This window comes from Marinifilum sp. RC60d5, assembly GCF_052400665.1.
Taxonomy (GTDB): Bacteria; Bacteroidota; Bacteroidia; order Bacteroidales; family Marinifilaceae; genus JBQTGK01.
Map to the genome: position 1 here is coordinate 516,179 of NZ_JBQTGK010000001.1, position 23,592 is coordinate 539,770.

General features: G+C 33.3%; 16 protein-coding genes and 1 pseudogene. 7 read left to right on the forward strand and 10 right to left on the reverse strand.

Features of this window, described 5'->3' with window-relative positions; all coding sequences use genetic code 11:
• Nucleotides 1-123 precede the first annotated feature (123 nt).
• A complete protein-coding gene (locus ACT3CE_RS02060) occupies nucleotides 124-1,425 on the forward strand; it encodes an MATE family efflux transporter (RefSeq protein ID WP_444708107.1) in 1,302 nt (433 codons plus the stop codon).
• On the opposite strand, the gene ACT3CE_RS02065 is transcribed toward ACT3CE_RS02060, so the two are convergent.
• Nucleotides 1,418-2,065 carry a hypothetical protein gene (locus tag ACT3CE_RS02065; protein ID WP_444708108.1) on the reverse strand — a complete coding sequence of 216 codons (648 nt, stop codon included), beginning with the start codon at nucleotides 2,063-2,065 and terminating at the stop codon, nucleotides 1,418-1,420. The genes ACT3CE_RS02060 and ACT3CE_RS02065 overlap by 8 nt on opposite strands.
• A gap of 158 nt (nucleotides 2,066-2,223) precedes the next feature.
• Between ACT3CE_RS02065 and folE the strand changes: the two genes are divergently transcribed.
• Entirely contained in the window at nucleotides 2,224-2,850 is a 627-nt protein-coding gene (folE, locus tag ACT3CE_RS02070) for a GTP cyclohydrolase I FolE (protein WP_444708109.1), read from the forward strand.
• Between the two features lie 262 nt (nucleotides 2,851-3,112).
• Nucleotides 3,113-4,003 carry an ACP S-malonyltransferase gene (gene fabD, locus ACT3CE_RS02075; protein ID WP_444708110.1) on the forward strand — a complete coding sequence of 297 codons (891 nt, stop codon included), beginning with the start codon at nucleotides 3,113-3,115 and terminating at the stop codon, nucleotides 4,001-4,003.
• 97 nt (nucleotides 4,004-4,100) lie between these two features.
• On the opposite strand, the gene ACT3CE_RS02080 is transcribed toward fabD, so the two are convergent.
• The 3 genes from ACT3CE_RS02080 to ACT3CE_RS02090 form a co-directional block, all read right to left on the reverse strand.
• Entirely contained in the window at nucleotides 4,101-7,076 is a 2,976-nt protein-coding gene (locus ACT3CE_RS02080) for a PEP/pyruvate-binding domain-containing protein (RefSeq protein ID WP_444708111.1), read from the reverse strand.
• Nucleotides 7,077-7,324: 248 nt separating this feature from the next.
• Entirely contained in the window at nucleotides 7,325-8,365 is a 1,041-nt protein-coding gene (locus ACT3CE_RS02085; protein ID WP_444708112.1) for a 2-oxoacid:ferredoxin oxidoreductase subunit beta, read from the reverse strand.
• A 2-nt stretch (nucleotides 8,366-8,367) separates the two neighbouring features.
• On the reverse strand, nucleotides 8,368-10,212 hold the full coding sequence (locus ACT3CE_RS02090; RefSeq protein WP_444708113.1) for a 2-oxoacid:acceptor oxidoreductase subunit alpha: 1,845 nt from the start codon (nucleotides 10,210-10,212) through the stop codon (nucleotides 8,368-8,370).
• A gap of 611 nt (nucleotides 10,213-10,823) precedes the next feature.
• On the opposite strand from ACT3CE_RS02090, the gene ACT3CE_RS02095 reads away from it, so the two are divergent.
• The 3 genes and pseudogenes from ACT3CE_RS02095 to ACT3CE_RS02105 all read left to right on the forward strand — a co-directional run bounded on the left by ACT3CE_RS02095 (nucleotide 10,824) and on the right by ACT3CE_RS02105 (nucleotide 13,112).
• Nucleotides 10,824-11,522, forward strand: a complete 699-nt coding sequence (locus tag ACT3CE_RS02095; protein WP_444708114.1) for a hypothetical protein — start codon at nucleotides 10,824-10,826, stop codon at nucleotides 11,520-11,522.
• 343 nt (nucleotides 11,523-11,865) lie between these two features.
• On the forward strand, nucleotides 11,866-12,123 hold the full coding sequence (locus ACT3CE_RS02100) for an ISAon1 family transposase N-terminal region protein (RefSeq protein WP_444708115.1): 258 nt from the start codon (nucleotides 11,866-11,868) through the stop codon (nucleotides 12,121-12,123).
• Between the two features lie 101 nt (nucleotides 12,124-12,224).
• Nucleotides 12,225-13,112 (forward strand): annotated as a pseudogene (locus tag ACT3CE_RS02105) (ISAon1 family transposase).
• Nucleotides 13,113-13,506: 394 nt separating this feature from the next.
• Here the strand turns inward: ACT3CE_RS02105 and ACT3CE_RS02110 are convergent.
• Nucleotides 13,507-14,904: a RagB/SusD family nutrient uptake outer membrane protein gene (locus ACT3CE_RS02110; RefSeq protein WP_444708116.1), complete on the reverse strand. Its 1,398-nt coding sequence runs from the start codon at nucleotides 14,902-14,904 to the stop codon at nucleotides 13,507-13,509.
• A gap of 18 nt (nucleotides 14,905-14,922) precedes the next feature.
• The gene (locus ACT3CE_RS02115) at nucleotides 14,923-17,988 is read right to left on the reverse strand and encodes a SusC/RagA family TonB-linked outer membrane protein (protein ID WP_444708117.1); all 3,066 of its coding nucleotides are present in this window, start codon (nucleotides 17,986-17,988) and stop codon (nucleotides 14,923-14,925) included.
• Nucleotides 17,989-18,427: 439 nt separating this feature from the next.
• On the opposite strand from ACT3CE_RS02115, the gene ACT3CE_RS02120 reads away from it, so the two are divergent.
• Nucleotides 18,428-18,961 (forward strand): gamma carbonic anhydrase family protein, encoded by a 534-nt coding sequence (locus ACT3CE_RS02120; RefSeq protein ID WP_444708118.1) that lies wholly within the window; start codon nucleotides 18,428-18,430, stop codon nucleotides 18,959-18,961.
• 54 nt (nucleotides 18,962-19,015) lie between these two features.
• Here the strand turns inward: ACT3CE_RS02120 and murI are convergent, their stop codons facing one another.
• From murI to bamA, 4 genes are all read right to left on the reverse strand, one after another.
• Nucleotides 19,016-19,837: a glutamate racemase gene (gene murI / locus ACT3CE_RS02125; RefSeq protein WP_444708119.1), complete on the reverse strand. Its 822-nt coding sequence runs from the start codon at nucleotides 19,835-19,837 to the stop codon at nucleotides 19,016-19,018.
• 89 nt (nucleotides 19,838-19,926) lie between these two features.
• Nucleotides 19,927-20,442, reverse strand: a complete 516-nt coding sequence (locus ACT3CE_RS02130; RefSeq protein WP_444708120.1) for an OmpH family outer membrane protein — start codon at nucleotides 20,440-20,442, stop codon at nucleotides 19,927-19,929.
• 31 nt (nucleotides 20,443-20,473) lie between these two features.
• The gene (locus ACT3CE_RS02135; RefSeq protein ID WP_444708121.1) at nucleotides 20,474-20,995 is read right to left on the reverse strand and encodes an OmpH family outer membrane protein; all 522 of its coding nucleotides are present in this window, start codon (nucleotides 20,993-20,995) and stop codon (nucleotides 20,474-20,476) included.
• A 74-nt stretch (nucleotides 20,996-21,069) separates the two neighbouring features.
• Entirely contained in the window at nucleotides 21,070-23,577 is a 2,508-nt protein-coding gene (bamA, locus tag ACT3CE_RS02140) for an outer membrane protein assembly factor BamA (protein ID WP_444708122.1), read from the reverse strand.
• Nucleotides 23,578-23,592: the final 15 nt, after the last annotated feature.

Here is a 23,592-nt window from a genome sequence, read left to right on the forward strand (position 1 = left end):
TTATCTGGATTAAATCCAATTAATTTAAAGACTTTTTTGTCTTTTATTTTTAACTATAATTTTTAAGCTCGATATAACCAAGATTTTTAGCTACTTTCGTGCTCTTATAAAAGCGATTTAAAAGTGAATAAGAAAATTCTAAACATAGCCTTACCCAATATTATAAGCAATATTACCATTCCTTTACTGGGAATTGTTGATTTGGCATTAATGGGTCATCTGGGTAAAGTAGATTTTATTGGAGCCATTGCTCTTGGAGGAACAATTTTTAATTTTCTTTACTGGGGTTTTGCCTTTCTTAGAATGGGAACTACAGGAATAACCGCTCAAGCCTACGGAGCAAGAAATTTAAGCGAAAGCATACTCTCTCTGTCCAGAGCTTTAGCCGTTGCACTGGCAGGAAGTACAATTATAATTCTTCTTCAGCACCCAATTGCAAGTCTAAGCTTTTACCTAATCGATAGTGAAAATTCTGTAGAAACAATTGCAAAATCATATTTTTACATTAGAATTTGGGCTGCTCCTGCAACAATTGGTTTATATGCTCTTACGGGCTGGTTTATTGGAATGCAGAACTCTAAAATTCCAATGATAATTGCCATTACAAGTAATATTTTAAATATTTGTCTTTCGAGTTATTTTGTTTACGGATTAAATTTAGATGCCAGAGGAGTAGCCTTAGGAACTGTGATTGCTCAATATTGTAGTTTATTATTATCCTTATTTTTTATATTTAAATATTATCGCCGCCTATTTAAATATTGGAGTGCAAAGGGCATGATGAAACTTGCCGAACTAAAAAACTTCTTTACTATTAATAAGGATATATTTATCAGAACTCTTTGCATAATATTTGTCTTTACTTTTTTCACTACCGAATCGGCTGGAGTAAACAAAGATATATTAGCCGTTAACTCATTACTACTACAATTTCTATTTATATTTTCTTACTTTATGGATGGATTTGCCTTTGCTGCCGAAGCTTTGGTGGGTAAATTTATTGGTGCCAACAACTCTAAAAATTTAGCTCAGGTAATACGTCTTTTATTTATTTGGGGAATAAGCATAAGTGTTTTATTTACTATTTTTTATGCTTTATTTGGAATCGATATTCTAGCAATGCTTACCAATGTCGACTCAACAATATCTATGGCAAAGAATTATTTAAAATGGATAATACTACTACCAATTATTAGTTTTGCATCCTTCCTTATGGATGGCATTTTTATTGGAGCTACCGCCTCGGCCTACATGCGTAAAACAATGATGGCGGCAACCTTACTGGTATTTATTCCGCTTTACTATTTATTAAATGGAATACTGGAAAATCATGGCCTTTGGATTGCCATGCTGGGCTTTATGTTTGCAAGGGGTTTATTTCAGGCTATCTACTACAAAAAAGCAGTTCTTGTCCACTTTAATTAATTTTTAACAATGGCAATTCGAGTAAAAATGCCTCTAAATTTAAAATTATAGCATCACTCATTTCGTCGGAAAATTTATTGTTATAATTTAAATTTTCTACTCTATCCAATACGTAATATAACTGTATAATTTTCACTTTTTCTTTTAGACAGACATATAGTAAATTCGCTGCCTCACGACTTATTACATCAGGATGATTCTTTAGATAGGAATTTGAAATATCCTGTAAATTTAAAGGAATACTATTGCAGGTAATTCCGCTTACCTTTTTAATATCCTGAAACAGTTCAGAAAAAATAAGGTCATTTTCCAATGTTTCTTCTTTAAATGGAATTTCATTCTTAGAGCGCAAGTTAAGATCAAATATCGATGTAAAATCGTTGGCGTTACCAAATCCTAAATCACCAAAATAATCGTCAATTATACAAACTAATTGATTTTTTTCCGGATGATCCTTCAATGCATAGCATCTGCCATACTGCAAAACCAAATCATACTTATGCGAATTTAGCACTTTAGTTAATTCGTAAGTAGCCATTCCACTTCCTATGCCATATATCAAAATATCAATTGATAAATTCTCATAGCTAAACCGGGCATAATTCACTCCCAGGTTTTCTACCAAAATCAATTTTTTCATGAATTTTTTAAGGCACTCAAAATCATCTGTAGTAATCAAAATATCCATCATTGCAAGAACTTAGCTAAAACAAAGCATGTAAAAGTTTGTATTATCGGTAAAATTTATATTTATTTTGCATATCGAAAGATCGACTTAAATTAAAACACAAAGTACGAATGGAATTTTCAATCAACGGACAAGAAAATAAAGGATTCACAAAAATAGAAAAATACGATCAGGAAACCATAGAGGAACTGATGTATCACTATAAAAAAGTATTGGAATTACTTGGTGAAGATCCGGAGCGTGAAGGTTTAATAAAAACACCTTTGCGTGTTGCAAAAGCCATGCAATTTTTAACTCAGGGCTATAATCAGAAACCTGAAGATATTTTGCGATCGGCGATGTTTAAGGAAGACTATAAACAAATGGTTATTGTAAAAGACATTGAAGTATACTCAATGTGCGAACACCATATGTTACCATTTGTTGGAAGAGCTCACGTTGCATATATTCCAAACGGAACCATTACCGGACTTAGTAAAATTGCCCGAGTAGTTGAGGCTTTTGCTCGTCGTTTACAGGTTCAGGAACGATTAACTACACAAATTAAAGATTGCATTCAACAAACATTAAATCCTTTAGGAGTTGCTGTTGTTATCGAAGCTCAACACATGTGTATGTCGATGCGCGGTGTGCAAAAACAAAATGCAATAACTACGACATCAGACTTTACCGGAGCTTTTGAAAAAGTAGCTACCCGTGAAGAGTTTATTCGTTTGATTTCGGCAAAAACAATCTAAAAAACAAGACTTTAGAAAATAAATCAAGACCTAATTTGTTGGCATAAAGCGAGCGATAATTGCACATTGCAAACAGATTAGGTATCTTTGCGCCCTTATAATTTAAAACTTAACCTGATGATTGATCCAATTTTTCGGATCAAACATTTTAATTAAGAATGATTTGAACTCATAATCAATTTTAGTCATTCTAAAAATGATTTGGCTGATATGAGTTGCTGAATGTATTTTTTTGCATTCAGAAATCTAAAAATTAAAAAAGATGAAAGCATATGTATTTCCGGGACAAGGTGCCCAATTTGTAGGTATGGGAAAAGACCTATACGAGAATTCGGAACTTGCCAAGGAACTTTTCGAAAAAGCTAATGATATTCTGGGTTTCCGCATTACCGATTTGATGTTTGACGGAACCGATGAAGATTTAAGACAAACAAAAGTAACCCAACCGGCAATTTTCTTACACTCGGTTATTCTTGCTAAAACTTTAGGCGATGATTTTAAACCTGAAATGGTAGCAGGTCACTCTTTAGGTGAATTTTCGGCATTAGTAGCCAACGGAGCTCTTTCTTTCGAAGATGGTCTTAAATTGGTTTCTCAGCGTGCTATGGCAATGCAAAAAGCTTGCGAACTAGAGCCATCAACAATGGCAGCTATTATTGGTTTAGACGATGAAACAGTTGAGAATGTTTGTGCTGAAATTAGCGAAGTGGTTGTTCCTGCAAACTTTAACTGCCCGGGTCAGCTGGTAATTTCAGGTAGCATGAAAGGAATCGAAATTGCTTGTGAGAAATTAAAAGAAGCTGGTGCAAAAAGAGCTTTACCTCTAAAAGTAGGTGGTGCTTTTCACTCTCCTTTAATGGAACCTGCTCGTGTTGAACTGGAAGCTGCTATTGAAAGTACAACTTTTGCGACTCCAACATGTGCTGTTTACCAAAATGTAAATGCTAAACCTGTTACCAATCCTACCGAGATTAAAAAGAACCTTGTTGCACAATTAACTGCTCCGGTTCGCTTTACTCAAACAATGGTAAATATGATTGCTGACGGTGCTTCTTCCTTTACCGAAATTGGTCCGGGGAAAGTAATTCAGGGATTAGTAAAAAAAGTTGACCGTAAAATGGAAACTGCTGGTGTTGATTCTTTTCAAGGATAATACCTCAAAATAAATACGAAAGCTCGTCTTTACAGGCGAGCTTTTCTTTTGTAATCAATTTTAAGAATAAAAAGGAGGCCTCTAGCCTCCTTTCTTATTATTTATAACTTATTACACTGGTTTGTTTCTTACCATCCATTAAAACCTCTAAAGGTTCCTTAAACCTCACATGTTTAAAATAATGAACTTGCTCTATTTTTTCTTGTTTATCTAATATTTCTATGTTAACAAAGTTCTGCTCAGTATTATTTTTAATCGAAAAATAACCTACATTCATAGAAGTAACATTATGGAAAAAATGAGATCCTAAAGAAGCATCTAACGGAAAATCTTCTAATCCCTGTTCTACAATTACTTTGGCATTGGAAATTTGTGACCAAAGAACTGGTATTCCTGTAAATTTATCGCGGGTTCCCCAACGTCCGGGACCAAATAAAACATACTGTCGATCCTGTTCTTTCATTTTTTGATTTAACAGTGCCATTTCTTCAGCCATTTCCTCGGTTTTGGTTCTGTCAAATTTACTCAAATCCATATAAATAACATCACGAATATGATCTACCTTACCATTCCCCATTCCTTTATTGGCAATCATTACCAATTTATCTTTCACAACCTTCGACATATCAATATCGATACTCATTTCCTGACGAATTAATGGCTTAATCTGCAACAAATGAAATGTAGGATTACCATCTTTTCCTTTCGATAGATCAACAGCAAATTCTATTTCGACAGGAGCACCCATTGCCTGCTTAAAGATATTTAACAATACACTTAATGCATTTGCTACCGGAACCTGATTGTATTTTAAAATATTAGCAAAATCAACTACTCTAGGGCCTCTTAATGATAAATCCGGCTCTATTCTATCATTCTGAAAATCGTATACCGAAGCACAATGAAGAAGGTTTCCATCCTTTTCGGCCTCCGACAATTCATATTTTATGGTTACTGCATCTTCTCCATCTTTAATTAAATCGATATTCTCTTTTTTCATGTCTATTGCATAAAAATACTTTTGAGAATCTTTCATTTGATCTTCGATGGATGCCAATTGTAATTTTGGATGCTCAGGACAAAAACGATGTGTTTTTTCTCCTCCCACAACATATTTTCCCAAACCAATGGCTATTACCGCAAAACCATCTTCGGGTTTCATGTATGAGAATGGATAATAATTGTACGATTGAGCAACTCCACTAATATTTGGATAAAACTTACCATTGTACTCCTGACCTACCACTTCCTGTATGATCACTGCCATTTTTTCTTCCTCAATTTTATAATCGACAGCACTAAAATAGGATTGTGCCTCTGGAGTAAAAATAGAGGCATAAATTAATTTAATGGCAGTAATCAGTTGCTGGTATCTTACTTCGATATCAGAATCGTTATTCGGCAATAAATAAGTGGCATATACTCCTGCAAAAGGCTGCATTAACGAATCTTCGAATAAACCAGAAGAACGCACAGCAATAGGTTTTTTCATTTCTTCGAGATACAAACGGAGTTTTTTGCTCAATTTCTCAGGAATTTCACCTTTCAGGAATAAATCTTTAACTTTTTTATAATTTTTATCGATATAGATTTTATCATACAAATCATTTTTTTCGATAAAATTATCATATTCATCAACCCCAATAATTGCGGTTTGGGGAATAGAAATATTAATGTCCTTAATCAACTTTTTAAAGTAAATATTCTCGATAAAATTACTTAAAAAGGCCAATCCTCTACCTTTTCCTCCTAAAGAACCTCTTCCTAATCGAACAACGTAATTATTAGAATTTAATATATTAGGTCTGAATCGAATAATACGACCACGCAATTGTTTAATTCTAGAAGCTTCGAATACATCTAAACAAAATTTTCTAAGATCTTTTACCGATTTAAAATCTTCGATTTGATATCTTCTTAATTTTTTGGCCACATTAATTTCACCACGAGCCATTAGCCAGGTCGAAATACCATTTCGCTTCGAATGAAACAACAAAGATTCATCGGGTATGTATTTTAATTTTTCTTCGAACTCTTCCATCGATTTGGCAATAGCCACCCTTGTTCCGCTTTGGTTTCGAAATACAAAGTCTCCAAATCCTAGTTTTGTATAAATAAAATTATAAATATCCAATGCCAATGTATCACTGTTTTTATTTATAAAATCAGCATCAACCTGCATTGCTCTTATAGCATTATCGGTATCGTGCGATTGCATTAAACATGGAATTTTCATATTTTTTGCCTGCACATATTTTATTAAATCAACACCTGAATCATCGTCGAGTTTTCCATCTCGGGCAAATCTAACATCAGAAATTACGCACAAAAGATTTTCAAGATATTTATCTACAACCTCAACAGCATCTTCGAAAGTACTTACCAAAATTACTTTTGGTCTGGCGCGCATTTTTAGAATTTTATGCAATTCGTCAATATCTCCTTCATCCGAAATTACTTTCTGAGTTTGAGTCATTATCGAAGTATACAGCAAAGGTAAATACCTGGAATAATATTTCACTGAATCTTCGGCAAGTAGTATAACCCGAACATCACCACTTTTTGTATCTGGTTCAAGATTCATTTTATCCTCGATATATTTGGTCATTGCCATAAATATCTTGGTGGAGCCATTCCAAACAAACACACGATCGATATTATTTTTTATTTTGTCGGCTGCCCGATCGAAATAAGCCAAATCGCTATTGTTATTTACCAGTACCAATACGGGAATATCCGGATTCACAGTTTTTATCTGTTTACTCAATTCCAGCGGAGACTCCTTATCTAATCCAGCCATTAAAATTACCATATCATAATGGCGGGTTTCGAGAGCTTCTGCGGCTTCTTCACTAGTGGCAACACTTGTAAACCTGGGAGCTGCATATAAATTTAACTGCAAATATTCTCCTACAATCTTATCGGAAAATTGTCCTTCTCTAACAATGGTATATGCATCATAGTAAGTGGCAATCAAAAGAATCTCTTTTACCTTATAAGGCATCAATTCCTGAAATATATCCCGATCGTTCTTCTTTCTCTTATAAATTTTAGAAATCGAAATCTCTTCCATAGGTGTTGTTTATATTTTGTGTTTGTATGTTTTTTCTTATCAAAATTATCAATACAAAATACTAATAAAATTAATGTATTCCATCTGTTTTACTGATACATTAAAATGTTGTTGCGCATAAATAATTAAGCTTGATAATCAATCTCATTTATCTAAAAAAAGGTTGGCGAAAATAGGGATTTTTTTTCGTAAAAAACAAAGAGGAAACTCATTGTTTCCTCTTGCTTATAATCTTTATATAATTTTAACTATTCTACTTCCCAGGTATCACCACTATTTAAAAGATCATCCATACATTTAATTGTTGCATTTGCCTGAACATCTTTAATTTGCTGAACCAATTTCTCTTCATAAGAAAGTGCAGCTACATCGCGAATAACGCCTAAGGCAACAGGATATTCGGGTGCTGCCATATTGGATAAAAGCCAGTGCATGTGTGGATCCGGAGTATGCGCATCGTGGATTAGAATATCCTGTTCGGTTATGCCATGTTCGCCAATTGTTACAACAACCAACTTACCATTGCCTCCCATTACCAATCCTTTATTGCGCTGCTTACCAAATATCATACGTTCACCATGTTTCAATACCAATTGGTAATCGTCTTTCTTTTCTTTATTGGTAATTAAAGAGTGAGCACCATCGTTATAAATTACACAATTCTGAAGAATTTCAACAATAGAAGTTCCCTTATGTTTCGATGCCGAAAGTAAAATTTCAGTTGTCAATTTTATATTGGTATCAATCGAACGGGCATAATACTTCGATTGAGCTCCCAATGCGAGTTCTGCCGGATGAAAAGGTTGCTCGATTGTTCCGTAAGGAGAGGTTTTAGTTATCATCCCCTGCTTAGAAGTTGGAGAATACTGCCCTTTAGTAAGACCATAAATCTCGTTGTTAAAAAGAAGAATGGTCATATCAATATTTCTGCGAATAGCATGAATAAAATGATTTCCTCCAATAGCTAAAGCATCTCCATCGCCTGAAATCTGAAGAATTTCCAAATCGGGATTTGCTGATTTTACTCCTGATGCAATAGCTGCTGCTCGTCCATGAATCGAATGAAATCCGTAAGTATTCATATAATATGGAAAACGAGAAGAGCATCCGATACCAGAGATTACGGCAAATTTTTCTTTCGGAATTTCCAAAGCTGCCATGGCTTTCTGAACCGAGTTTAATACTCCGTGGTCTCCACATCCGGGACACCATCTAACTTCCTGATCACTTTTAAAATCTTTTGGAGTCAATTTTTCAGGAGCTTGCTGTTTTAATAATGAATCTGCCATGATTATTTCTCCTCCAATAATTGATTAAACTTTTGTTTTAATTCCAAAACTGTAAATGGTAAGCCTTGTAGTTTATTGTATTGCTTAAAATCTATGTGCTGAAACTGACTTCTTAGGTACTCTGCGAATTGACCATTGTTTAATTCACAAACAATAATTTTCTTATATCTGCTAAATACCTCTTCGGTATTTTTAGGCAATGGAAAAATATAGTGAAAATGAGCTAATGCAATATCTTTACCTTCTGCAATCAATTCTCTTACAGCAGTTGTTAAATGTCCATAAGTACCACCCCAACCTACTACCAATACATCGGCATCATCATTACCTTTTACGGGTACATCAGGAATGAAATTGGCAATTTTTTGAATTCTCTTAGCTCGAATATCACTCATTACCTGGTGGTTCTCCGGCACATAAGAAACCTCACCTGTAACATCCATTTTTTCAAGGCCTCCAATTCTATGCTCCAACCCTTTAGTTCCCGGAACTGCCCATTTTCTTGCCAATTTTTCTTCATCACGCGCGTAAGGCTGATATTCTTCTCCTTCTTTAGCTATTGGCACATTAATATCTGAAAGATCTGCCATTTTAGGAATACGCCATGGTTCCGCTCCGTTGGCAATAAAACCATCGGATAGCAAAATAACAGGGGTCATGTGTTCCAAGGCAATCTTACCAGCACGAAAAGCATACTCAAAACAATTAGATGATGTGCTAGCTGCAATTACAGGCAAAGGACATTCTCCACTTCGCCCGTGTAAGGCTTGCATTAAATCCGATTGTTCTGTTTTTGTAGGAAGTCCGGTAGATGGTCCTCCACGCTGAACATTTACAATTACCAAAGGCAATTCGGTCATAACTGCTAATCCTGCTGCTTCGGTTTTTAATGCCAAACCAGGTCCTGAAGTAGTAGTTACCGCAAAATTACCAGCAAAACTAGCACCGATAGCAGTACAAATACCTGCAATTTCATCTTCAGCTTGAAAAGTTTTTACGCCCAAATCTTTTCGGGCAGCCAATTCCTGAAAAATTTCTGTTGCCGGAGTAATTGGATACGATCCACAAAATAATTCCAGACCCGCCTTCTCGGCAACAGCAATTAGTCCCCAGGCTGTTGCCTTATTTCCGGTAATATTTCGATAGGTACCTTTTTTGATATTAGCTGGCGCAACACTAAAATTATATGCCAGAGCTTCTATGGTTTTTGCAAAATTAAAACCTGCCCGCAATACTTTTTTATTTGCCTCAACAACTAATGGGTGTTTTTTAAATTTATTTTCGATAAATTCTTCAGTATGCTCTAATGGACGATCAAACATCCAGTAAACCATTCCCAAAGTAAACATATTCTTACTTCGAATAATACTTTTCTGATCCAGTCCTGAATCTTTTAAACACTCTTTGGTTAGTGTTGTAACTTTTGCTTTTATAAGATTATAATCGGCTAATTTATCGTCCTGTAAAGGGTCCGAATCATATCCTGCTTTTTCAAGATTCCGATCGGTAAAACTATCTTCGTTAACAATTATGGTTCCGCTTGGCTTTATCCACCTAAGATTCGCTTTAAGTGCAGCTGGATTCATTGCTACCAATACATCGGCAAAATCTCCTGGTGTATTCACTTCGCTGTGTCCAAAATGTAACTGAAATCCGGATACTCCTCCTACTGTTCCTTGTGGAGCTCTGATCTCTGCAGGATAATCGGGAAATGTAGCTACATCGTTTCCAAACAATGCCGAAGTATCGGAAAACTGCGTTCCCGTTAGCTGCATGCCATCTCCGGAATCTCCCGAAAATCGAATTACAACTTCTTCCTTTTCAATGACTTTTGTCTTTTGACTCATGACTGTTAGATTTAATCTCAGACTAAATTCTTCTATTTTCTTAAGTTTATTGATTCTTTATTTGCTTAACAACAAAATTGAGTTCTTAATGTTGTTAAACATAGATAAAGGTAGCGTTTCCCATATTTTAGACAAGAAAAGAAAGGAAAATTTACTCACTTTTTGCAAACGTTTGTTTGATAAAAGGTTAGAGTGGAATTATGTTCAGTAAATAAACTGAATTTCAAACTATTTCATGTAAAAAAAGTAAAAAGAAAGAAATAAGGAGTATTTTATTGGGCAAACAGAATAGTAACTTTTCATAGATAGCCATATAATATTCAACTAAACTTCAATAAAAAAAATTATATCTTAAAATATTCTTTTCTGTATTACAATTAAAAGTAAATTTTAAAATTATTTCATACACAAAATAAAAACTATAAGTGTATAAAATAAAGACATAATATAGTTATATTTGATATTAAGTATCAAAATAATAATAATTTTAAGTCAAAATAGTAAGTATTAATTTAATTCAGCATACTCTAACAAATTTAGAATCATAAAAATCTAAACAAATGATTATAGTAACATATTAAGTAATATCTGATTAATAAAATTATAAACACATGATGAAAATATTAGGATTAATAATTGGAGTTTGTTTATTCTCAACTGTTTTTGGACAGGGAAGAACAGCTGAAGAAAGATTTCTTTTAGACATTAACAGTTTTAGCTCTGAAGTCAGAATTTCCCAACTGGAACACCTCAACAATTTAAAAGTTAATTATGATGGATCACCTTTTTTTACAGAAAATTGGGAAACTGGTAAAGTAATCTTCACCAATGAACAATCAGTAGATTATAAATTACATTACAATATATATACTCAAGAATTTTGGATCAAAAATGACAAAAATGAAATAAGAAAACTTAAACAAACCAAAGACATATCACGTATAACAATCCTAAATTCAAATTTTAAATTTATAAATTATTACGAAGATAATAAACCTAAGAGTTCAATAATGGAATCTCTTGTAGACAAACCAGTTGGACTACTTAAAATGTATCACTGTAAACTAATTCCCGGAGATAAAAATGTTAATACATACTCTGGTCCAACAAAAAGCAGATTTTCAAAAAAAACAGATTATTATTATATCGAAAATGAGAATATTAAACTCCTACCAACTAAGAAAAAGGAATTCTTGGAATATTTCAGGAATGATCAACAAAAAATTACCCGTTATATAAAGCAGCATAAGTTAAAACTAAAAAAAGAAAAAGACTTAATCAAAATATTTGAATTTTACAATCAAAAATAATCCTACAAGTCTAATATAAACTCAAAAGTAACTAACTCAAGAATTGATTATTAAGCGAAACAAGTAAAAACATAATAAATTAATAAAAGCAGTAAAAAGTCGTTTCTTACATCTATTTACTGCTTTCTTTATGTCTCTTTTTCATAAAAAAAATTGTTAAATTCGGATCAATTCAAATTTTAGGTGGATTAAAAATGACTGCAGATATTTATACACCTAAAATGATTGATAAAAATGAGCACAACAAATTCATCTTACCATATATTATTGCAGTAGCTTTTACCTAAGGAATTATTTCGAGATCATCTCTGTAAAGGTCGATGAACATCAAATTCTTGTACTTTTGGATGAGTGTAATATTTATCCTGAAAACTATAAAAGTAATACTTTGCAGTCAAAAGGATTTCCTCCGGCCACTATCGCACAGGATTTTCCAATACGTAATAAGGCAGTTTATCTTCATATTCGACGACGAAAATGCCTGGTAAAAGAGACCAGTCAAATTATCAGCAACACTTGGGATTTAACCTGCAAAGGAACTAAGCATACTAAAGAATTTGCTGATTTTTTAAAAGAGTTATTTGGATCAATATCCAATTAGTGCCAATAGTTTAGAAAAACATTATCATATCAATGGGGCATTATTTTCTCAACTGTATAAAGATCAGCTGAGTGCCTTTAATGATTGGGAACAGAAAAATCATGCTAAACAGTGGATTTTATATCACAAAAAATATTGGTTCTCATTTGAGTATTGATGAAACAGCTCTTTCCAATGGCGAATTATATACGATCCTAACCAACAAAGCTGCCAAAGGTAGAAAGGGATGTTTGGTAACTATAATTGAAGGCACGGAATCTGATAAGATTATCAATATCCTAAAGCAAATCGATAAGAGAAAAAGAGATATAGTTCTTGAGGTTACTTTAGATATGGATGGTAGTATGAATCGGATTGTGAAATCTTGCTTTGTAAAGGCAAACTTTTGGATTGATCGTTTTCATGTTCAAAAACTTGCTTTTGACGCATTGCAAGAGATTAGAATATCGCACCGATGGAATACCATCCAGGAAGAAGCAGATGCCCGACATCTGGCAAAACAAACCAAAGACAAATATATTGCTGATTTATTAGCCAATGGAGATACTAAAAAGCAATTACTGGCCAGAAGTCGCTATTTGTTGTTTAAGTAAGGAAATTGTTGGTCTCCAAAACAAAAACAACGAGCTCAGATCCTATTCAAAATGTATCCCGATATCAAACAAGCTTATGGTTTGACTCATGCTTTAAGAATGCTATTTTCTAAAAGCAAAAATAAGAATGTAATGCGTTTAAATATGGAAAAATGGTCTTATAAAGTGGAAAAGGTAAGATTTAAATCCTTTAATACAATTGCATCTACATTTTATACTCATTATCCGAAAATCTTAAACTTTTTCGAGAACAGAAGTACCCATGCTTCTGCCGAATCTTTTAATGCCAAGCTAAAAGCTTTTAGAGCTCAATTTAGAAGTGTTAACGATATAAGTTTTTCCTGTTTAGGGTATGTAAAATTTATGCATAAAATCCTAAATTCACCTAGATTATGAATAGATCCTTAAATTCACATCAAATCCTCCCTACCTATAAAAAATATTTTTGACTCTATCGATAAACATTAATATCTATAACTCCGTATCGATGTTCTTAACCGTTTAAATAGTTAGACAGGTTTTATAAGGCATAAACAAAATAGTTATGACAGAAGATATATTGAATTAAGCATTAAAATTCCTCTAAATACTCCGTATACTAGTTCATCATCCATCAAGTTAAGATATCATTTTATAAGTTCTTTATAGATAAAATTAATAAGGGATATTTATTTTTTCGTTCTAACACATTTACAATTAAACTCGAATACGAAATAAAAAAAATCAGGGGTTGGAAAATCCAACCCCTGATAATTATAATATTAACAAAATGTAATTTTCTTACAATTTATTACTGTGGTAAATTTGCATCCCAATTTTCATTAGGTTCACATTGGAATCCAGAATTAATCTCAGAAGATGGTATTGGAAAAACGAATTTTGCAACATCAAAATTAGTAAACAAATCACCTTTAGCATTGATCAATTCACCTGTTCTACGGGCATCATACCAACGATGACCTTCACAGAAAAACTCTCTTTTGCGTTCCTTAGCTATAAATGCTAATAATCCAGCCTGATCAGCAGGTAAATCATCAACGGTAACAATAGCAGTATTACGTTTAGCAGTGAACAACAAAGCTGTTCTTGCTGCAGCAAGATCTGGGGTTGTACCACTAGCTTTAGCTTCAGCTAAATTTAAATACATTTCTGAAACTCTAAACTGAGGAATGTTACTTGTAGCAGCAGAAGAAGCAATACCATCGAATTTCTTTGGATGCGTACCCTTAATTAAACCAAGACGGATATCAGTAGCTTCAAAATCAGAAATTAAAGATTGAGTAACTGCACCACCATAAGAACCATATAAAGTATTTAACGAATTAGCACTTAGATTATCATCACTTGTTTTTGCGATAGTAAAGATATCCTCATTACTTAAGGAAATACTTTTCCACATTTCGAGATATTGAGCATTATCAACAGGAGTACCATTTCTTTCATCAATAGCCATTTGAGCATATTCTGCACAAGCCTTATAGTCTTTCATGAACAAATTAACTCTAGATGCTAATGCATATACAGCAGCCTTGTTGAAATAATATTCATTTACTGAGGCAGAAGTTTCACCATAAGCAGCTAATGCAGCATCAATATCCTTAAGAATCAAGGTATAAGTTTGCTCAACAGTACTACGAGAAACAGGAGTTTCAACAGGAATTGGAGTCTCATCCATAAGAACTAAACCTCCGTTTGCAACTGATGTTCCATAAGGAAGACCATATATATTAACAAGTAAAAAATACGAGTATGCTCTCAAAGCGTGAGCTTGAGCTTCGTAAAGTTTTATATCTTCAAGCTCTGCTGGATATGCTTCAGATAAAGCATCAACATTACTTATTAAATCAGTAGCACCACTAATGATTTTATATCCAACTTCCCACATATCAGAAATTTCACCAGTATAATCTGCGAAAGTATAGTCATTAATAGATACAAAGTGACCAGAAGAACCATCTGCTTTTGCAATATCAGAAGCAAAATCGCCAATTGCAATAGCATAATTACCCGCAAAATAATAACTCCCCATACGATAGTACAAACCATTAATGGCAGCATTTGCATCCGAAACCTTTGCAAACGCAACATCAGAATCTATTTGCTGCTCCGGAGTCGTTTCAAGGAAGGAATCACATCCTCCAAACATTAGTGTCAAAGAAAACAATAATGTATATAATATATTTTTCATATTTTATTATATTTTATATTAAAAGTTAACATTTAACCCAAACAAAAATTTTCTTGCTGCTGGATAATTCCACCACTGAACTCCGTTTGGACCTATACCTGCAGGATCGAAACCTCTGTAATTAGATGCTGCAAAAGTATACAAGTTAGTTGCACTTGCATAAACTCTAACTCCACCTATTTTCATTTTATTAGTAATTGATTTTGGAAGAGTATATCCAACTACAACATTCTGAATTTTCAAATAATCACCATCCATTAAATATCTAGATGAATGACTATTAGTTCCATTACCACCCCATACAAATTTAGGCACATCAGTTATCTGACCAGGTGTTGTCCAACGATTATCATATACGTAATTAGTAGTAGTATTATTATATGAATTACCTGTTCCTTCATCATAACGTAAATTATTACCATAGATTTGTCCACCTAAAGAATAATTAAGTTGGAAAGAGAAATCAAAGTTTTTATATTTCATATTACTAGAGAAACTACCTGAAAAGTCAGGTGAAGAAGAACCTAAATAACGCTTAGCTGCAGCATTATAGTTACTAGTTGTTTCGTCTCCTGTTTCATTAAGATACCAAAGACCAGAACCATCATCAGGATTAACTCCTGCCCATTCTTTCATTTTGAAAGTATAGATATCTTTACCTGGCTCAACAATTGTATAAGTTCCTTCGATAGGGTAATCAGTACTTAACTTTTTAATTTTATTCTCATTTTTAGAACCTACTAATGTTACATCCCAAGAAAAATCTTCAGTATTAAGTACACGAGCATTAATAGATACTTCAATACCTTTATTCTCTAGTTCACCAATATTTTTTGGTAATGAACCCATACCTGAAGTATAAGACAATGGCATATCAAATACCATATCCTTAGTATTGTGAACATAGTAATCTAAAGTTAAAGAAAATCTATTCAAGAATCTAGCATCGATACCAACATTAAATTTCTCGATTTGTTCCCACTTTAAATCAGGATTACCAACTTGTTCTCTAGAGCTACCACCGTTAGAATTATAGTTATAACCATATCCATATAAAGATCTGGCAGCATACCATCCATCACCAACAGATTGGTTACCAGAAGTACCAAAACTTGAACGAACAGTTAAATCATCTAACCAATCACTTGTACTAGACATAAAATCTTCCTGAGTTAATCTATATTTTGCTCCAACAGACCAGAAACCTGCCCATTGATTCTCAGAACCAAATCTTGAAGAAGCATCATAACGATAACTACCTGATAAATAATATTTATTCTGGAAATCGTACTGAACACTTGAAAAGAAAGAAGCTAATTTCAAATCATATTCTGATGTAGATGCAGAACCTGGTGTAGCTGCTAAAGATACATTATTTTTATCAGGTACTGGATAATTAGATCCAGAAAGATAAGTACTATACTGATGAGTTTTTTGAACCTCTTGACCAAGTAATAAATTAAGATGATGATCTTCGTTTATTGTCTTAATATAATTCATGGTATTAGTTAAAGTCACCATAGATTGTCTGGTAACTCCATCTTCTCCCATACCTCTCATGTCATTACCTTGAGGTTGTAAAAATGACCAATATCCAAATTCATCTAAATACAAAAGATCCAAACCACCTCTAGAAGTAAAAGATAGTTCTGGAGTTAAATTAACAGTTACAAAAGGAGATATAATTGCACGGTAGTTTTTTGCATTAGACTTATCTCCCAAGCTACTTCTTTGAGCAACTGGATTATATCCATTAACAGTATTAAAGTTCCAATCTCCATTAGCATCTTTAACAGGTGTAATAGGTGCTTGCATATAAGCCTGAGTTACAGGATCTGAAAAGTATCCTCCACTAGCTCCCATATTAGTCTGAGTATATGATAATGATGTATTAACACCATATTTTAACCAACTAATTGGCTTTTGATCAATATTTAGACGGAAAGAATATTTCTCAAAATCTTTCCCTTTCATCATAGCTTCATTATCTAAATATCCTATTGATAAATAATACTTAGGAGCTTTTTCATCTTTACCTGAACTTTGAATACTAAGATTATATTCTTGAATTTTACCAGATCTAGTAACTTCATCTAACCAATTTACATCAGCTTGATTCTCTTTGGTAATTCCCAAATCATAAGCTGTCAAACCAGAAACAGAGCTATTATAAAATATATCCTCAGCATCTGCAGGAGTAATGTCACCCCACCATCCAGTATTAACAATACCTTCCTTCTGTAACTCAATATATTTATCAGCATTTACAGTCTTATAATCATCTGTAAACGATGGCATCTCTTCCCAACCAGCTTTAACACTTAAAGTCACTTTTGTTTTAGCACCTGCTTTAGCAGATTTAGTATTAATAACGATAACACCGTTAGCAGCTCTAGCTCCATAAATAGAGGTTGCTGTAGCATCTTTAAGAACTGTTATAGACTCAATATCAGCAGGATTTAAACTTGCCAAAGGAGAAGACTCAGCACCTTCGTCTGAACGCATACCCAATGTTCCTGACTCCATTGGTACACCATCAATTACATATAATGGTTGAGTACCTGAATTAAGAGAACCACGACCACGAACAAAAATTGTAGATGGAGCACCTGGCTGTCCTGAATCGGTAGATAATTGCAAACCTGCAACTGTACCTTCAAGAGCCTTAATAGGGTTAGGATCTGTTTTTTCAGCAATCTTCTCCTGACTTACAGTAGTTGCTGCTCCAGTAAAAGCTGCTTTTTTAGAAACACCATAACCAGTTACAACAACTTCATCCATGCCAATAGACTCAGATTCCATTACAACGTTTAAAGTTGAACCAGTAATTGCCAACTCTTGAGTAGTCATTCCAACAAATGAAAATACCAAAGTATTTTCTCCTTGAGGAACATTTAAAGAGTATTTACCATCGAGATTGGTTGTGGTACCAATGGTTGTACCTTTAATAATAACGGAAACTCCGGGGATCGACAGCCCATCTTCAGCTGAAGTAACAACCCCTGAAACTTCTCGACCTTGGGCTAAAACACCCTGTAATCCTATAAAAAACAGGATTAGCATCGAAACTAAACTTTTTTTCATAAATTTTTAGTTAGTGGTTAATTAAAAATTAATACACATCTATTTATACACTAAAATCTAAATAGATTTTAGAAAGAGTATACTTTTAAAATACTTTTCATTCCAAAATAGTAATACCTGTACCCCTACCTTATTACTACTTATCTTGAAAACTCTTTAGTATTACTATTGTCTCTTAAAGTTCAAAAGTGTGAAAAAATCTTAAATAATCAAACCTTTTTTTTTCGTAAACCTTTTAAATTTAAATAAAAACAATGAAAGCATCTTACAATTTTCATAAAAAATTAAGTATCTAATTTCAATTTAACAGCGAACTACAATACTGATTTTCAGTTTCGTTTACGGTAACGTTTGCGTAACTTCTTCACAACATATTTTGAATTTTTCGCTCAGATTTATTTTTAATTATCTTTGTATTTATAATCAAACTAAATAAAAAATGGCTATTGTTAGAAATTTGAATGGAAACTCGCCAAAATTTGGTGAAAATTGCTTCTTAGCTGAAAATGCTGCTATAATAGGCAATGTAGAAATGGGAGACGATTGCAGTATTTGGTACAGTGCTGTATTAAGAGGCGATGTTCACTATATTAAACTAGGAAATAATGTAAATGTGCAAGATAATGCAACCATACATGCTACTTATAAAAAATCGCCAACTAATATTGGAAATAATGTTTCAATAGCTCACAATGCTGTTGTTCATGGTTGTACCATAAAAGATAATGTTTTAATAGGAATGGGAGCTGTAGTACTCGATAATGCAATTATTGAAAGTAATGCTATTATTGCGGCTGGTTCTGTGGTTACTAAAGGTACTCACGTTGAATCGGGAAGTGTATATGCGGGATCACCAGCAAAAAAAATAAAAGAATTGAGTCCTGAATTACTAGAGGGTGAAATTAACCGAATTGCAAATAGTTATGCAATGTATGCCAGCTGGTACGAGAAAGATGAAAAACCTGTAGAGTAATTTGCATCTGCAATATAGTAAAGCCCATACTGATACCTGTATGGGCTATTTTTTTTAGTAACTTATATGCTTTGCCTGTAGATTCGAGTTTAAAAAACGACTCGCTTTCTCCTCAAAACTATCTACAAATTCTGTAGTTAAATATTCACGCTCACCATTTTTAGAACAACGAATATCCATTTCTGGGTGGCGAAATAGATAATTATGAAGACTTTTTGCTACTATCTCACCTTGCGAAACTAAATTAACTCTCTCTGGAAGATAGTTTAGTATTTCTTTCTTTAGTAAAGGATAATGAGTGCAGCCTAAAATTATTGTATCAATTAATGGATCTTTCTCCAACAAATTATCGATATTTTTTTTAATAAAAAATTGTCCCCCATCGGTTTCGAACTCGTTATTCTCAACCAAAGGTACCCACATAGGACAGGCCTCCTGAACTACACTAATATCTGGATAAAGCTTATTAATTTCGAGAGGATATGAGTTAGAACGTACCGTACCTACAGTGCCTAAAATACCAACATGCTTTGTTGTTGTTAAGCGATCTACCTCTTCTACACTTGGCCGGATAACTCCCAAAACACGTTTATTTGGATTGATTTTAGGTAGATCCTTTTGCTGAATACTTCTTAAAGCCTTGGCTGATGCAGTATTGCAGGCCAATATTACCAGTTCACAGCCCATAGAAAAAAGTTGTTCTACGGCTTCTAAAGTGTAGTCATAGACAACATCAAAAGATCTTGTACCATAAGGACTTCGTGCATTATCACCTAAATAAATAAAATCATATTCAGGCAATTCATTTACTAATTCATTCAGTATGGTTAAACCTCCATATCCCGAATCGAATACACCAATAGGCTGCTTATTCATGTTTCTTAAAATATTAAATGTTAAGACTTACATAAAAGTAAAAAAGGTGGTATTAAAAATACCACCTTTTTTACTTTATATTAGAACGTTTATTGAATTCCTAATTTTGCTTTTACCAATGGCATAACATCAACACTATTTTCAGAATTGTATAGAATTACACCTGTACTAATATCAAAGATATAAGTAAATCCGTTTTCTGCACCAACATCTTTAATAGCTTTTGAAGCTTTATCAAAAATTGGTTTTAACAATTCGTTTTGGGTTTTCTGAAGTTCCTGCTGAGCAAAACCATCGAAAGTTTGCATACGATTTTGCAAATCCTGAATTTCCTTTTCTTTAGTTGCTTTCATAGCATCAGAAAGAGTTTCTCTTTTTTCAACGTAAGCATTTACTAGAGTTTGATACTCTTCTCTCATCTCCTTAACTTGCTTATCGTATTCTGCTGCTTTTGCTTGAATTTGTGTTTGAGCCGCTGCTTTCTCAGGCATAATTGATAACAATTGGTTTGAATCAACGTGTCCGAATTTTGCAGTTTGAGCAAAAATGTTAGCTCCCATTAAAAGGAAAGTGGCTACTAATGTTACTTTTAAAAACTGTCTCATAGTATACTCAGTTAGTTTTTTATTTGAAATTTTAATTAGTTCTTATACCTAACTTATACAGTACTTTATCGCTTAAATCGAATTTTGCATTACTGTATATTATTGTTGGCCCATTAGCACGATCAATAATCATACCATAACTTCCAGATTTTGCTATCTCCTTGATTGCCTCATATATATCATCCTGAATTGGTTTCATTAATTCCTGACGTTTCTTATAAAGCTCTCCATTTCGCCCAAAATAAGATTGTTGAAGTTTCTGTGCCTTTACTTCTTTATTATGTATTTCTTTTTCTCTTTTTTCTCTCATTTCTGCGGAAAGAAAAACTTCATCAGCTCTGTATTTAGCTTGTAAAGTTTTAATGTCTGCGGCAATCGTTTCAATTTCGTTTTGCCATTGCTGCGAAACCTTATCCAATTGCTCCTGAGCATTTTTATAGTCAGGCATTTTATTTAAAATATACTCCGTATCAACAAAACCATAACGTTGTTGTGAAAATAAACTTCCACAACAAACACCTATTACAACTATTAATAAAAGTATACGTTTCATAATAATACCTTTTTAAACAAACTCTAAAATAACTTAAATTAATTCAGCTCCCAAGAGTCGACACTTAAAATATGTTAAAATTGTTGACCAATTACAAAGTGGAATTGACCACCATTCTGTCCTGATTGATTAGCTTCGTCAAATCCATATCCATAGTCGATTCCTAACAATCCAAACATAGGAAGGAAAATTCTAAGACCAACCCCTGCTGAACGTTTTAGGTTAAACGGCTGAAAATCTTCAAAATCGTACCAGGCATTACCAGCCTCGGCAAAAGCCAAAGCATAAATTGTTGCCGATTGGCTCAATGATAATGGATAACGCAGTTCGGCAGTAAATTTACTATATACATTACCTCCCAATCGTCTGCCATCAGTTGTTACGGGAGTTAATGATCCATTTTCGTAACCTCTTAAACCAATATTATCACTTCCGTACATGCTATATCCCGACATTCCGTCACCACCCACTTCAAAACCTTCAAAAGGTGATCGTTTGTCTTTATCGTAATATCCTAGATATCCAAATTCAGCACCAGTATATAAAACCAGCTTGTCATTCTTAGCTAACAAACCATTGTACATTTTTCCTTTAAATGTCCATTTATGATACTCCACCCATTTGTAAAGTTCATCCTCATCGGCTCTGGCGTAATCCAAATCCTCGAACCAGGAATACGGAGGAGTGAATTTTAAACTTAAAGAGAATGATGATCCTCTACGGGTATATAACGGATTATCGATCGAACTTCTTGAAAGTGTAGTAGTAAAACTAAAGTTATTTGAAGTACCATCTGAGATCAGATAATATTGCCAATTATGCAAATTATAGTTTTGATAACTTACTTCGTTGTATAATGAAAAATAATCATCAGGCCATTTTAAACGGCGGGCTAACCCTACACTAGCACCAAAAATTTTCTGACTCTGATCTGAATCATTCCCATAAGTTGTATAATAATTATAACTACGACTATAACCTGATTGCTGAGAATAGTAAATAGAAGTACTTAAAGATGTTGGTTTTTTACCCCCTAACCATGGCTCGGTGAAAGATATACTATACGAATTATAGTAAGATCCATTGGTTTGAGCACGAATACTTAAAGTTTGACCATCACCCGTAGGTAGCGGACTCCAAGCCTCTTTGTTAAAAATGTTACGAATAGAAAAATTCGAAAATTTTAAACCCACGGTTCCAATAATCATACCAGCACCCCAACCTCCTGAAAGTTCAATTTGGTCGTTTGCTTTTTCTTCTAACTCATAAGTAATATCAACTGTACCACTTTCTGGGTGAGGTTTAATGTCTGGATTAATCGCTTCAGGATCGAAATGTCCTAACTGAGCAAGCTCTCGCACACTACGAATAATATCCGATTTACTAAACAACTCTCCTGGATAAGTGTACAATTCTCTTCGGGCAACATGCTCGTGAGTTTTAGTATTTCCAACAATATTAACACGATCTATAGTAGCTTGCTTACCCTCAATCATTCTCATTTCAAGATTAATTGAATCTTTACCAACAACTTTCTCAACCGGATTTACATTGAAAAACAGATAACCCTTATCCAGATATAGATTACTTACCGCATCATCATCAGTACTTAATCTTTCATCCAAATAGGTTTGATTGTAAACATCACCTTTTTTAATTTTAAGAACTCTCTCTAAATCAAAAGCCGTATATACAGTATTACCTACCCAGGTAATATCATTAAAGAAATACTGATTTCCTTCTTTCAATTTAAGGTATAAATTAACTCTATCTTCAGATACTTGTTCAATACTATCAGATAAAATAATCGCATCTCGATATCCCTCTTCGTTATACTTATCTATTAAACTAATTTTATCCTCTTTCCACTTTCCTTCAATGTATTTTGCTGATTTAAAAAAGTTTTTAATTCTTTTTTCTTTCGACCCTTTAATAGCCTTTTTAACTTTTTTATCGCTGAGAGCAGTGTTACCTTCAATAAAGATATTCTTAATCTTTATTTTATTATTTCTATTCATATTGATATCGATAATGACACTATTCTCTTCTGTTGGATCATCTCGTTGTAAAACACTTACATCAATATTAAAGAAACCTTTCTCCTTAAAATAATTTTCTACAATTGTTTGAGTATTTGCAATTAAAAAATCGGTAACCTGACTTCCTTTTTGCAACTTTAACTTCTCTTTTAACTTATTTGTTTCACTCTTAGAAGTACCATTATACGTAACATCTGATAATCGAGGACGTTCCTGAAGATTAATATTCAAATAAATCTTTTTATCGATAAGTTTAGTCGCTGTAATCTGAATATCGGAGAATAATCCCTGCTTATACAATTTTTTAATTGCTTTAGTCACTTTTTCTCCAGGCACTTCGATATCGGAACCTACTCGTAAACCAGATATCTGAACAAGCACGTTACTCTCCAAATGTTTTACACCACTTACTGTTATCCCACCCAGCTCAAATTTTTTGGGCGAAGAATAATGCAATGTAGGATTATAAATTGTATCAGTTTCCTGCGCTAAGGCAGTGATACTTAAAAATAGAGTAAATATAAAAGTTAATCGTTTAATCATTACTTAAGTTATAAT